This is a genomic window from Pseudomonas sp. JAI120 (assembly GCF_014207255.1).
Classification (GTDB): Bacteria; Pseudomonadota; Gammaproteobacteria; order Pseudomonadales; family Pseudomonadaceae; genus Aquipseudomonas.
The window spans coordinates 1,324,960-1,338,395 of sequence record NZ_JACHCZ010000001.1 but is presented as its reverse complement, the minus strand read 5'-3'; the positions used below and the strand labels follow the sequence as shown (position 1 = coordinate 1,338,395).

General features: G+C 62.6%; 11 protein-coding genes. 7 read left to right on the top strand and 4 right to left on the bottom strand.

Going from position 1 to position 13,436, the window contains the following annotated elements; all coding sequences use genetic code 11:
- The first annotated feature begins 142 nt into the window (after positions 1 to 142).
- The 7 genes from HDC32_RS06130 to HDC32_RS06100 all read left to right on the top strand — a co-directional run bounded on the left by HDC32_RS06130 (position 143) and on the right by HDC32_RS06100 (position 8,737).
- On the top strand, positions 143 to 1,609 hold the full coding sequence (locus HDC32_RS06130; protein WP_184742967.1) for a hypothetical protein: 1,467 nt from the start codon (positions 143 to 145) through the stop codon (positions 1,607 to 1,609).
- 217 nt (positions 1,610 to 1,826) lie between these two features.
- On the top strand, positions 1,827 to 2,750 hold the full coding sequence (locus tag HDC32_RS06125; protein WP_131698206.1) for a substrate-binding domain-containing protein: 924 nt from the start codon (positions 1,827 to 1,829) through the stop codon (positions 2,748 to 2,750).
- Positions 2,751 to 2,813: 63 nt separating this feature from the next.
- The gene (locus HDC32_RS06120) at positions 2,814 to 4,322 is read left to right on the top strand and encodes a sugar ABC transporter ATP-binding protein (protein WP_184742964.1); all 1,509 of its coding nucleotides are present in this window, start codon (positions 2,814 to 2,816) and stop codon (positions 4,320 to 4,322) included.
- Positions 4,288 to 5,280 carry an ABC transporter permease gene (locus HDC32_RS06115; RefSeq protein ID WP_131698204.1) on the top strand — a complete coding sequence of 331 codons (993 nt, stop codon included), beginning with the start codon at positions 4,288 to 4,290 and terminating at the stop codon, positions 5,278 to 5,280. The genes HDC32_RS06120 and HDC32_RS06115 overlap by 35 nt, the downstream gene beginning before the upstream one ends.
- Positions 5,281 to 5,305: 25 nt before the next feature.
- Positions 5,306 to 6,397, top strand: a complete 1,092-nt coding sequence (locus HDC32_RS06110; RefSeq protein ID WP_131698203.1) for an alcohol dehydrogenase catalytic domain-containing protein — start codon at positions 5,306 to 5,308, stop codon at positions 6,395 to 6,397.
- Between the two features lie 4 nt (positions 6,398 to 6,401).
- Positions 6,402 to 7,934, top strand: coding sequence for an FGGY-family carbohydrate kinase (locus tag HDC32_RS06105; protein WP_184742961.1), 1,533 nt, complete (start codon positions 6,402 to 6,404; stop codon positions 7,932 to 7,934).
- Between the two features lie 77 nt (positions 7,935 to 8,011).
- The gene (locus tag HDC32_RS06100; protein ID WP_184742958.1) at positions 8,012 to 8,737 is read left to right on the top strand and encodes an SDR family oxidoreductase; all 726 of its coding nucleotides are present in this window, start codon (positions 8,012 to 8,014) and stop codon (positions 8,735 to 8,737) included.
- On the opposite strand, the gene HDC32_RS06095 is transcribed toward HDC32_RS06100, so the two are convergent.
- The 4 genes from HDC32_RS06095 to HDC32_RS06080 form a co-directional block, all read right to left on the bottom strand.
- Complete coding sequence (locus tag HDC32_RS06095) at positions 8,734 to 9,738, bottom strand: LacI family DNA-binding transcriptional regulator (RefSeq protein ID WP_184742955.1); 1,005 nt, start codon at positions 9,736 to 9,738, stop codon at positions 8,734 to 8,736. The genes HDC32_RS06100 and HDC32_RS06095 overlap by 4 nt on opposite strands.
- 58 nt (positions 9,739 to 9,796) lie before the next feature.
- Complete coding sequence (locus HDC32_RS06090; protein ID WP_131698199.1) at positions 9,797 to 10,660, bottom strand: LysR family transcriptional regulator; 864 nt, start codon at positions 10,658 to 10,660, stop codon at positions 9,797 to 9,799.
- Between the two features lie 96 nt (positions 10,661 to 10,756).
- A complete protein-coding gene (locus HDC32_RS06085) occupies positions 10,757 to 12,163 on the bottom strand; it encodes an amidase (protein WP_184742951.1) in 1,407 nt (468 codons plus the stop codon).
- Complete coding sequence (locus HDC32_RS06080) at positions 12,160 to 13,428, bottom strand: Zn-dependent hydrolase (RefSeq protein ID WP_145336205.1); 1,269 nt, start codon at positions 13,426 to 13,428, stop codon at positions 12,160 to 12,162. Before HDC32_RS06080 ends, HDC32_RS06085 begins: the two co-directional genes overlap by 4 nt.
- Positions 13,429 to 13,436: the final 8 nt, after the last annotated feature.

Here is a 13,436-nt window from a genome sequence, read left to right as displayed (position 1 = left end):
CTAGTTTTTCCTACACGTATTTTTCCTTAAGGCCACATTCATCTGAAAAAATACTGTACATGCATCCAGTAATGTCCTACATTCCATCCCAGGTGACCGGATGTCACCTGACCTTCAGTTTTTAACTATGGATGGATAAAAAATGAAATCGAAAAAAGCCTTTATGCTGGGCGCGGCCATGGCGGCCTCCTGCTTCGTTTCGGCCTTCGCCCTGGCCGAGCAATACCCTTCGCAGCCCACCCCGAAACTGAGTGCACAGACGGCCAAGCAGGCTGCGGAAAAAGCCCTCAAGTCGGGCGGTACGCTCGAAGCCAAGCCCATCTCCGCGCAGTTGCAGCAAAAACTCAAGGCGGCGATGGCGGTCAAGGCGGCCGGAAAATCCAAGGCCGTGGCCAGTCAACCGGCAAAAACCACCACGGTTGCCACCGCTGACAGCGAACTGAAGAAACCCGCCCAGGACCAGCTGAAAACGGCGGTCGCCGAATTCGTGCCGCTGTTTCCGACGCTGGACGTCAATACCCTCTACACCATTACCGATGTGCAGACAGGCCAGGAGTTTCCCTACCACTTCAACCTGCCGCAAAGTGCTCGCGTATTGGTGCAACTGATTGACCAAAGTGCCGGTGCCAATATGTCGCTGAGCCTGTTCCGGGATGACGGCCAGGGCAATCCCCAACTGATCGGTACCTCCGACAACGCGGGCAATGCCGATGAATTCCTGGGGGGCGTGCTGCCGGCGGGGGATTATTACTGGTACATGGTGGCCAATGAGGCCACCGACGCGCAGTTCAGTTTTGGCGTGGCGGTGGACACCAACATCGATGCCTATGAACCCAACGACACCCCGCAAGCCTCGTTCGTGCTGCCCGACGCCCTGAACAAGGTGACGGGCAATCTCGACAACCCGGATGATGTCGACTACTTCGCCTTCCAGGCCACCCGTGGCCAAAACGTGGCGATGTCCCTGAGCGATGACAAAAAAGAGGTGAGTGACCAGTGGATCTTCGAGCGTCTGGAAGGTAACAACTGGGTCCAGGTACCGGTCGGCGATGACCTGGTTGCCTCCGGTCTGGCACCTGGCTATGTGGCGCAAGTGCGGGTACGTGCCAACCCTGGCGTCACCCAGGATCCGAGTGTCCAATACAACCTGACTCTGGGTTCGGCGCCGCAGTTGAAGAGTTTCGACGTGAAGGGCGACAACATTGTGCGGGTACCGGTGTCAGTGTTCCCTCTGGCAACGCAGACCGCGCGCACGTTGAACTGGTCGACCCAATGGGCCGACTCCACGGGCGTGCCGCTGCTGGGGGTAACGCCGGTGTTGCGCGTCGACAAACGCTTTGACGGTGCCGAGTTCCATTGGACCGACTTCAAGGCCACCACCAACAGTGCAGGCGCGACCCTGGCCAGCGCCTCCCTGGGTGAGTGCTTCGGCGACTACCGTGTGGTAATCCCGGACAGCAGCACCGGTGTGGCGTACAACTGGGACACCACCTTCAACTTCGGTGGCTGGCGCATCGAGCTGGATGAGTTCCAAGGTGTGGGAGTGGGCGGTGATAACGTCCCTTACGTGAGCCTGGGACACATCTGCACCCAGAACATCACACACTGATACATCGCGATAAATGAAAGGGGCAGCCGGAACCGGCTGCTCCTTTTTTTTCGTTTCGCCAACGCTCGTTTCGGCGACCGGCTCACCACCGGCGATCCCACATTTGTTCGGGACTGACCAACGGCCTCTTGCACCGGCCTGGTTTCCTTGCTAGTTTCTCGCAAAATGTTAACGATAACATTTGCTCTAAAAATAAAAACAAAACAGAGACCACGCCATGAAAATGCTCCCGAAAACCCTGTGTTTATTGGCTGTAAGCATCACCCTCGGCAACGCTGTACCGGCATTCGCCGACGCCCCCAAACCGATCCGCATCGGCGCGTCGTTCCAGGAAATCAACAACCCCTATTTCGTCACCATGAAAAACGCCCTGGAAGAAGCCGGCGCGAGCATCGGTGCGAAACTCATCATCACCGATGCCCGCCACGACGTGTCCAAGCAGGTCAGCGACGTGGAAGACATGTTGCAAAAAGGCATCGATATCCTGCTGATCAACCCCACTGATTCGGTAGGCGTGCAATCGGCCGTCAAGTCCGCTCACGCCGCCGGTGTCGTGGTGGTGGCGGTGGACGCCCAGGCCGAAGGCCCGCTGGATTCATTCGTCGGTTCGAAGAACTTCGACGCCGGTTTCCAGGCTTGTGAATACCTGGCCAGGCACATCGGCGACAAAGGCAATATCGCCATCCTCGACGGCATCGCCGTGGTGCCGATCCTGGAGCGCGTGCGCGGCTGCAAAGAGGCCGTGGCCAAGCACCCGGACATCAAGATCGTGAGCATCCAGAACGGCAAGCAGGAGCGTGACCAGGCGCTGACCGTCACCGAAAACATGCTGCAGGCCCAACCCGGCCTCAAGGGCATTTTCAGCGTGAACGACAACGGCTCCCTCGGTGCGCTTTCTGCCATTGAGGCCAGCGGCCTGGACGTGAAACTGGTCAGCGTCGACGGCGCGCCGGAAGCGATCAAGGCGATCCAGAAGCCCGGCAGCAAATTCATCGCCACCTCGGCCCAGTACCCCCGCGACCAGATCCGCCTGGCCCTGGGCATTGCCCTGGCGAAGAAGTGGGGCTCGCAAGTGCCCGCCACTATCCCGGTGGACATCACTCTGATCGACCAGGCCAAGGCCAAGGACTTCAGCTGGTAAACCGCCCAGGCCCCCCGGTATGCGTGGGGCCCTGGTCATCCTTCTGAGCGAGAGGTCGGCGGCATGAGCAGTCTTCTGAAGCTGGAAAATATCTGTAAGCGTTACCCGGGGGTGCAGGCCCTCAAGTCCATCAACCTGCAAGTCGAGCGCGGCGAGATCCATGCCTTGCTCGGCGAAAACGGCGCGGGTAAATCGACCCTGATGAAGATCCTCGGCGGCGTCGAGCATCAGGACGAAGGGCGCATCCTCATCGACGGTCAGGCGCAACGTTTCGCCACTTACCGCGACGCAATCGCTGCCGGGATCGGTATCGTGTTCCAGGAGTTCAGCCTGATTCCCTACCTCACGGCGGTGGAAAATATCTTCCTCGGCCATGAGCTGAGCAACCGCTTTGGCCTGCTGCGCAAACGCGAGATGGTCGAGGCCGCCGAGGCGTTGTTCCAGCGTCTGGGCGTGAGCATCGACCTGCATTGCGCGGTCAAGCATTTGAGCGTGGCCGAGCAGCAATTCGTCGAAATCGCCAAGGCCCTGGCCCTGGATGCGCGTTTGCTGGTGCTGGATGAACCCACCGCGACCCTGACACCCAGCGAGGCCGAACTGCTGTTCGAGATCATGCGTGAGCTCAAGCGCCAGGGCGTGGCGGTGATTTTTATCTCCCATCACCTGGAAGAGATTTTCCAGGTGTGCGACCGCATCAGCGTACTGCGCGACGGCGGCAACGTGGGCGTGACCGATGTGGCCGACAGCGATATCGACCGCCTGGTGGAAATGATGGTGGGCCGCCGCCTGGAATGCAGTTTCCCGCCCAAGTCCGGCACCGAACGCGGCCCGTTGTTGTTGGAGGTCAAGGACATCCAGCTCGTGCGCAACGGTCCGCATAACAGCTTTCAACTGCACAAGGGCGAGATCCTCGGCTTTGCCGGTCTGGTCGGCTCCGGCCGCACTGAGCTGGCCCTGGGCATGCTCGGCGCGCTGCCGTCGGTGAGCAAAGAGGTGTGGCTGCGTGGTGAAAAAATCCGCCTCGACGACCCGGCCCAGGCGCTGGCCCATGGCATCGGGCTGCTGCCGGAAAGCCGCAAGAGCGAAGGGCTGATCACTGATTTCAGCATTCGCGAAAATATCTCCCTGAACAACCTGCCCAAGTACCAGAACGCCGGTGGCCTGATCGACAAGGCCAAGGAGTGCGCCAGCGTCGAGGCGTTGATGAAGCAGCTGTCGATCAAGGCCCCGAGCGGCGAAAGCCGGGTGTTCAACCTCAGCGGCGGCAACCAGCAAAAGGTGGTGATTGCCCGCTGGATCAACCACCACTGCGACGTGCTGGTGTTCGACGAACCCACGCGCGGCATCGACGTGGGCGCCAAGGCACAGATCTACGCGCTGATGCGCAGCCTCACCGAACAGGGCTACGCGATCATCATGATTTCCTCCGAACTGCCCGAAGTCATCGGCATGTGCGACCGCGTCGCCGTGTTCCACAAGGGCGCGATCGTCAAGGTCCTGGAAGCGTCCGCCGTCAATCCTCAAGAGGTCATGCGCCATGCAACAGGGGGCTCAAGTGAATACGTCCATTAACCGCGCTGACACCGCGCGGCTGCGCCTGAACCTGGCGCGGCTGGTGCGCTCGCCGGCGTTCTATCCGTTCGTGGGACTGGTGGTGGTGACCCTGGTGATGATCCTGGCCAGCGACACGTTCCTGACCGCCAGCAACCTGACGAACATCGCGCGCCAGGTGTCGATCAACGCGATTATCGCGGTGGGCATGACCTGCGTGATCCTCACCGGTGGCATCGATTTGTCGGTGGGGCCGGTGATGGCGTTGTCCGGCACGCTGACGGCCGGGCTGATGGTCGCGGGGCTGCCGCCGGGGCTGGCGATAGGTGCCGGCATGCTGATCGGCGTGGCGTTCGGCATCGGCAACGGTCTGTTCGTGGCCTACCTGCACATGCCGCCGATCATCGTCACCCTGGCGACCATGGGCATCGCCCGTGGCCTGGGCCTGATGTACACCGACGGCTACCCGATTTCCGGGTTGCCGGACTGGTTTGCTTTTTTCGGTCGCGAAAGCGTGTTCGGCATCCAGGTGCCGATCCTGATCATGCTGATCACTTACCTGGCCGCCTATGTGCTGCTGCAACACACGCGCATCGGCCGCTATATCTACGCCATCGGCGGCAATGAAGAAGCCGTGCGCTTGTCCGGCGTACGCGCGGCGCGCTTCAAGTTGCTGGTGTACGGCATCAGCGGCCTGACCGCCGCGATTGCCGGGCTGGTGCTCACCTCACGCCTGATGAGCGGCCAGCCGAATGCCGGTGTGTCGTTCGAGTTGGATGCGATTGCCGCCGTGGTACTCGGTGGCGCGTCGATTGCCGGTGGGCGTGGGGTGATTGTCGGCACCTTGCTCGGTGCCATGCTGCTCGGGGTCTTGAATAACGGATTGAACATGCTCGGGGTGTCGCCCTACGTCCAGAGCGTGATCAAGGGCGGGATCATTTTGCTGGCGATTTTCATCAGCCGTCAGCGCCATAAATAAACTTCTCTCATACAGGCCAACCATCATGGACAAGCACACCCAAATGCAAGCCGTCGTCTGCCACGGCCCCAAAGACTACCGCCTGGAACGCATCGGCAAACCCCAGGCGCGGCCCAATGAACTGGTGATCCGCATCGCCGCGTGCGGTATCTGCGCCAGTGACTGCAAGTGCCACTCGGGCGCGGCGATGTTCTGGGGCGGCGACAACCCCTGGGTCAAGGCGCCGGTGGTACCGGGCCACGAGTTTTTCGGTTATGTGGAGCAAGTGGGCGAGGGCGCCGAGGAGCACTTCGAGGTACAGGTGGGCGACAAGGTTATCGCCGAGCAGATCGTGCCGTGCGGCAAGTGTCGTTTCTGCAAGTCGGGTAAGTATTGGATGTGTGAAGTGCACAACATCTTCGGCTTCCAGCGTGAAGTGGCCGAAGGCGGCATGGCGCAGTACATGCGCATTCCCAAGACCGCCATTGTGCACAAGATTCCCGCGTCGGTGTCGCTGGAAGACTCGGCGCTGGTGGAGCCGATGGCCTGCTCGATCCACACCGTCAACCGCGGCGATATCCAGCTTGACGACGTGGTGGTGATCGCCGGTGCGGGCACCCTTGGGCTGTGCATGGTGCAGGTCGCGGCGCTCAAAACGCCGAAGAAACTGGTGGTGATCGACATGGTCGATGAGCGCCTGGAGCTGGCGAAAAAATTCGGCGCCGACGTGGTGATCAACCCGGCGCGGGACAACGCCCGCGAGATGATCAATGGCCTTACCGACCATTACGGCTGCGACGTCTACATCGAAACCACCGGCGTGCCGGCCGGCGTCACCCAGGGCCTGGATCTGATCCGCAAGCTTGGTCGGTTTGTCGAGTTCAGTGTGTTCGGTGCCGAGACCAGCGTGGACTGGTCGATCATCGGCGACCGCAAGGAGCTGGACGTGCGTGGCGCCCACCTCGGCCCCTACTGCTACCCGATTGCCATCGACCTGTTCGAGCGCGGACTGGTCACCTCCAAGGGCATCGTCACCCATGATTTCCCGCTGGATGATTTTGCCGAAGCCTTTGAGCTGGCCAATTCGACCAAGTCGATCAAGGTGTTGTTGAAGCCGGTGCTGCCATCCCAGGAGTAGCAGCATGAACTACGTGATGGGTGTGGACATAGGAACCCAGAGTACCAAGGCGCTGCTGGTGGATGCTCAAGGCACGATCATTGCCCAGCACCGCCAGGGGTATAGCGTGGATACCCCCAAGGTGCGCTGGGCCGAGCAATGGCCGCAGGTCTGGCTGGATGCGGTCGAGAACTGCGTGGCGCAGTGCATGGTTAAGGCCGGAGTGGCCAAAGACCAGGTCCAGGCGCTGTGCATCAGCAGCCTGTATGGCGGTTCGGGCATCGCAGTGGATGGGCAGATGACGCCCTTGCACCCCTGCCTGATCTGGATGGACCGCCGCGCCGGCGAGCAGGTGGCGTGGGTGCGCGAGCATGTCGACCTGGATCGTTTGTTCACGATCACCGGCAACTCGGTGGACAGTTATTACGGTTTCACCAAGATGCTCTGGCTCAAGCAGCACCAGCCCGCGGTCTGGGCGAAAACCCGCTACTTGCTGCCGCCCAACAGCTATATCAACTGGTGCCTCACGGGTGAGCTGGCGGTGGACCATAGCAGCGCCGGCAATATCGGCGGGGTCTACGATATGGCGGCGCGGGGGTGGTCCGAAACAATGCTTGCGGCGCTGGATATACCGTTGGCGATGATGCCGCAGCGACTGCTGTATTGCGGTGAAGTCGTCGGTGGTTTGCTTGAAGACTGGGCTACGCGCCTGGGCTTGCAGGCGGGCATGCCGGTGCTTGCCGGTGGCGTGGACGCGGCCATGGCAACGCTGGCAGCCGGCGTCACGCAGCCGGGTAACCATGTGGCGATGATCGGCACCAGTATGTGCTGGGGCTACCTGAACCAGCGGGTGGATGCGCACCACGGCTTGGTCAGCATGCCCCATGTCTACAACGGCCACCGGGACCTGTACATCTTCGGCGGCGCGATCACCGCCGGGGCGTCGGTGAGCTGGTTTCGCGAACAGTTCTGCCAGGCCGAGGAACAACAGGCCAAGGCCAGCGGCCAGGACAGCCTGGTACTGCTGGAACAGAGCGCGATGAACATTCCGGCGGGCAGCGAAGGGGTGTTGTTCCTGCCGTACCTGATGGGCGAGCGCAGCCCGGTATGGGACGACCGCGCCAGCGGCAGTTTTGTCGGGCTGAACCTGTATCACAGCCGTATCCACCTGTACCGTGCGGTATTGGAGGGGGTGAGTTTTGCCCTGCGCCATAACATCGAGGCGGGTACTCGTGGCGCGCACTCGTTGGACCCGCGCTTGATCGTGGTAGGGGGCGCAAGCCATTCGGATTTGTGGATGCAGATCATCGCGGACGTCACGCGGTTACCGGTGTACACCATTGTCCAGGAAGTCGAGGCCGCCTTGGGCGCGGCGTTGTTGGCGGCGCATACGGTGGGGTTGGTGAGTGATGGGGCAATGGACAAAGGGTGGGTGCACCTGGCGTTGCGGGCTGAGCCCAAAGCGGAAAACGTCGAGGCGTATGACCGGGTGTTCGCCGAGTATTTGAAACTGTACCCGGCCCTGAGACCGATCATGCACAACCTGCAAGCCACCTGAATCAACACGGTCCAAAAATGTGGGAGCGGGCTTGCTCACTCCCACAGGGGATCTTTATCGCCTAGGGAATAGTGATCATGAACGCAGTCTTCAACTTCACCCACCAACGCATTCTCGTCACTGGCGCCAGCAGTGGCATCGGCCGCGAAATTGCCCGGCAACTGATCGCCAGCGGTGCCGAAGTTTTTGCCCTCGGCCGCGACGCCAATTCCCTGTCGCAACTGGGCTGCCACACCCTGTGCCTGGACATCGCCGACAGCACCGCCCTCGACAACGCCCTGCAAAACTTGCCGCCGTTGCACGGCCTGGTTAACTGCGCGGGCATCTCGCGCCTGGAGCCCGCCGCCTCCATCAGTGCAGAAGCCTTTGATCAGGTCATGCAGGTCAACGCCCGCGCCGCCGCCCAGGTGGCCAGTCGTGTGGCGGCCAAAATGATCGAAGCGAACATCGCCGGCAGCATTGTCAACATCTCCAGCCAAGCCTCGTTGGTCGCGCTGGACGACCACCTCAGCTACTGCGCCTCCAAGGCGGCACTGGATTCGATCACCCGTGTGCAGTGCGCCGAATGGGGCCGCTTTGGCATTCGCGTGAACAGCGTCAACCCCACGGTGACGCTCACGCCGATGGCCACCATGGCCTGGTCCGACCCGGCCAGGCGTGATCCTGCATTGGCGGCAATCCCCCTGGGACGCTTTGCCGAGACCGTGGAAGTGGCGTTACCCGTGCTGTTCCTGCTCAGCGATGCCGCCAGCATGATCAGCGGCGTGAGTCTGCCGATCGACGGTGGCTACACCAGCCGCTAGCCGTTCTCCAACTTGCCGGCGATCACCGCCTTGTCCCGTGGTTTGTGCGGGTCTTCCAGGCGGTCGAGCAGCAGCCGTACCGCGCTGCTGCCGGCCAGCGAGGCGTCGTGGGCCACGCACGCAATCGGTACGCCGAAGATATCGGCGAAGGGCAGGCGGTCGATGCCGCAGATGGTCAGGCTGTCATGGGGGATGTTGTGCATGCGCAGGGCGCGCAGGGCACCCAGGGTGATCAACTGGTTGAAACCCATGATCGCATCCGGCGCCGAGTGTTCGGCGAGGTAGTCGAGGGTGTGCAGGTAAGAGGGCATCAGCGTGTAGTCGCCGGCTTGCACCTGCACTTGCACCTGCGGGTGTTCGGCCAGTACTTCACGCAGGCCCTTGAGGCGTTCGACGGTGATGCGCGAATGCTCGGGGCCGGTCAGTACCAGCAGGCGCTTGAGATCGGGCGTTTGGCGCAGCAGGTAATGTGCAGCCTGGATGCCGCTGTGGTAGTTGTCGAGCACCACGCGGCTGAACGGGCTGTCGTGGATCGTGCGATCGAGCAGTACCACCGGGGTCTTGCCGTTGCCCAGGCGCTCCAGGTAATCGGGTTGGTAGCTCGGCTCGTCGGAGACCGGCGACAGGATGATCCCCGCCACGCGGTAGCCCAGCAGGGTATCGACCGCCTTGCTTTCCAACTCCTCCAGCTCATCGGTGTCCACCAGCATGATGGTGTAGCCGTGCTGTTTGGCCTCGCGGGAAATCGCCTTGATCATCTCGCTGTAGAACGGGTTGTCCACTGACGCGGTGATCACGCCGATGATCAGGCTTTCACTGCGCTTGAGCCCGCGGGCGAAGGCGTTGGGCACGTAGTCGAGTTCGCGTGCTACGTCGAGAATGCGCGCCAGGGTGGCCGGTTTGACCAGGTCAGGTTTGCTCAACGCCCGGGACACGGTGATGGTGGTCATGCCGACGCGTTTGGCGATGTCGCTGATGGTGACGGACTTTTTCTTGTTCATCGGTAAGGCTGCGAGAGGACACACCCGCAGGCTAGCATGCGCGGCGACATACGGTGATTCAAATCAGCGGGTCCCAGCGCTGCGACCAGTCACTCTCGGCCTTGACCACTTCACGCAGCAGCCCCAGCGCCTGTTGCAACACCGCCGAATCCCGCGCCCGTGAGTACACCAGGAACGTCGGGAAACTGAACTCAGGGGCCTTGGGCACGCGCTGCATCACGCCGCTGTCCAGGTAGCTTTGCACCACGCGTGTGCGGAAATAGCCCGCACCGCCCTGTTCGAGGATGTACTGCAACGCCAGCGGCCCGAGGTTGAAACTCACCGCAGCGCGAGCCCTGTCGGGCAGGGCGGCGTCGTGCTGCTGGCGGAAACCCGGGCCCCAGTCGATGTAGACGTACGGGTCCGGTTTGCTCACCAACTGCACCAGGATCAGCTTTTCTTCCAGCACCTGCTCCACCTGCAACCCCGGCCAGTACTGCGGCTGGAACACCAGCGCCGCATCGAGTACGCCGAGCTCCAGTTGCCGCAGCAGGTATTCACCTTCACGCACTTCGGTACGCAGGGCATGCCCGGGAATCTGTTCGCGCAGGGCCCGGGCCCAACCGAGCATCAGCGGGTTGCACAGGCTGACTTCACCGCCGATATGCAGCACATTGCGATAGCCGTCGGGCAACGGCAGGTCGCGGCGCGCGGCTTCCCAGGTTTGCAGCAACTGGTTGGCGTACGCCACAAATGCCTCGCCATCGGCGGTCAGGCGCGCACCAGCGCGGTTGCGCACGAACAGCGTACAGCCCAGCTGGTTTTCCAGGTTTTTGACGCGTGCGGTGATGGCGGTCTGGGTGACGTGCAATTTCTCGGCGGCGGCGGCCAGGCTGCCGCAGCGGGAAATTTCCAGGAAGGTGCGTGCCAGTTCGATGTCCATGAAGCCCCCGGGGATGAATGCGGACATTGTAGAGGCAGGGGATTGGAATGCGGTCAGAAAATGTGGGAAGGAGCAAGCTCCTCCCCACAATTGGATCTACGGTGTTGGGGTGATCGGTGTCTGTAAGTGCCGGGTCGGAAACGCCTTGGCATACACCCGGCACACTCGCAACACGTGCTCATCGGCAAACCGCGCGCCCACCACATGCAACCCCACCGGCAAACCATTCGCCGCCAAGCCGCACGGCACCGACGCTGCCGGCTGCTGGGTGAGATTGAAGGGGTAGGTGAACGGCGTCCACTCGGTCCATTCCTGCATCCCGGAACCGGGCGGTACGTTGTGCCCGGCCTCGAACGCGGTGATCGGCATCATCGGCGACACCAGCACGTCGTAGTGCTCGTGGAACGCTGCCATCCGGGCCACCAGTGCAGCGCGGGCTTCGAGGGCCGCGTTGAAGTCATCCAGGCTCAACCGCTCGCCACGCTGGGCAATGCGCAGCAGCCCAGGGTCCAGCAGCTGTTTCTGCGCGTCGCTCATGGATCCGGTCAGGCGTGCCGCGCCCGCCGCCCACAAGGTGCTGAACACCTCCAGCGGGTCGCTGAAACCAGGGTCGATCTGCTCGACATGGGCACCCAACTGCACCAGGCCTTCGACTGCCTGGGCGACTACCCTGGCCACCTGCGGGTCGACATCCACGTAGCCAAACGTTGGGCTGTAGGCCACGCGCAGGCCTTTCAAATCCGTCTGCGGCGTGAGCCATGGGGTGGTCCTCGGCGCACCGATCAGGCCATCCCGCGCATCCGGTTGTGCGACGGCTTGCAGCATCAACACGCTGTCTTCCACGGTGCGGGTCATCGGCCCCAGGTGCGAGAGGATGGTCATCGAACTGGCCGGCCATTGCGGCACGTAGCCGAACGTCGGCTTGATCCCGAAGGTGCCGGTAAACGCGCAGGGGATGCGGATCGAGCCGCCGGCATCGCTGCCCTGGTGCAGCACACCCAGGTTCAACGCGGCTGCCGCGCCCGCACCGCCGGATGAGCCGCCCGCGGTGGTGCGGGTGTCCCACGGGTTGCGCGTGATGCCGTACAGCGGGTTGTCGGTGACGCCTTTCCAGCCGAACTCCGGGGTGGTGGTCTTGCCCAGCAGCACCGCGCCGGCCTTGCGCATAAAGGCCGGGAAGGGCGCGTCGGCGTCCCACGGCCCCTCGGCCGACGAGGTGCGTGAGCCCTTGCGGGTGGGCATGCCGATCGTCAGCGTCAGGTCTTTGATCGATGCGGGCACGCCATCCAGGGCACCGCAGGGCTCACCCTTCAACCAGCGTTGCTCCGACGCCCGCGCGGCGCGCAGCGCACCCTCGGGGTCCACATGGCAGTAGGCGTTGACCACCGGGTTGTAGCGCTCGATACGCAGCAGCGCATCTTCGGCGACGTCCACCGGCGATAAGGTCTTGTTACGGAAATGCTCCAGCAGTTGCACCGCTGTCAGTTGGCCCATCTCACTCATGCCCTGTCTCCCTGCGCAGCATTGACCATGGCGCGCAGCAATACCGCGCAACCGGCCGCCAGGTCATCCGGCGCGGCGTTCTCGATTTCGTTGTGGCTGATGCCGCCTTCGCACGGCACAAAGATCATTCCGGCCGGGCCCAGTTCGGCGACGAAAATCGCGTCATGCCCGGCGCCGCTGACGATGTCCATATGGCTCAAACCCAAGGCCTGGGCACCCTCGCGCACGGCAGTGACGCAGGCCGGGTTGAAATCCAGCGGTGGGAAATCGGCGGTGGGCGTCAGTTCGAAGATCAACCCGTGCCGGGCGGCTGTGGTTTCGATCACGTCGCACACTTCATCGACCATGGCTTGCAGCTTATCGGCATGCAGGTGGCGCAGGTCGATGGTCATGTGCACCTGGCCGGGAATCACATTGCGCGAGCCCGGGTGCAGGCTCAGGCAGCCGACGGTGCCGCAGGCGTGAGGTTGTTGCTGATGAGCGATGCGGTTGACCGCGCTGACCACCTCGGCGGCGCCGACCAGGGCGTCCTTGCGCAGGTGCATGGGCGTCGGGCCGGCGTGGGCTTCCACGCCGGTGAGGGTCAGGTCGAACCACTTCTGGCCCAGGCAACCCATCACCACGCCAATGGTGGTGGCCTGGTCTTCCAGCACCGGGCCTTGCTCGATATGCGCTTCGAAATACGCGCCGACCGGGTGGCCCAACACCGCGCGCGAACCGGCATAGCCGATGCGCTGCAATTCAGCGCCCACCGACAGGCCCTGGTCGTCGCGTTTGTCGAGGGTATCCTGCAAGTCGAACTTACCGGCAAATACCCCGGAGCCCATCATGCACGGCGGGAAACGCGAGCCTTCTTCGTTGGTCCACACCACCACTTCGAGCGGCGCTTCGGTCTCGATCTTCAAGTCATTGAGGGTCCGTATCACTTCCAGCCCGGCCATCACGCCGTAGCAACCATCGAACTTGCCACCGGTGGGCTGGGTGTCGATATGGCTGCCGGTCATCACCGGCGGCAGGGCCGGATTGCGCCCAGGGCGACGGGCGAAAATATTGCCGATAGCGTCGACACTGACGCTGCACCCGGCTGCCTCGCACCACTGTACAAACAGATCACGGGCCTGGCGGTCCAGGTCGGTGAGGGCCAGGCGGCACACGCCGCCCTTGACCGTGGCGCCCAGTTGCGCCAGGTCCATCAGCGATTGCCACAGGCGGTCGCGGTTGATCAGCGGGGCGTTGCTCTGGAGCGGTTGCGCAAAACTGTTCATCTGCAATC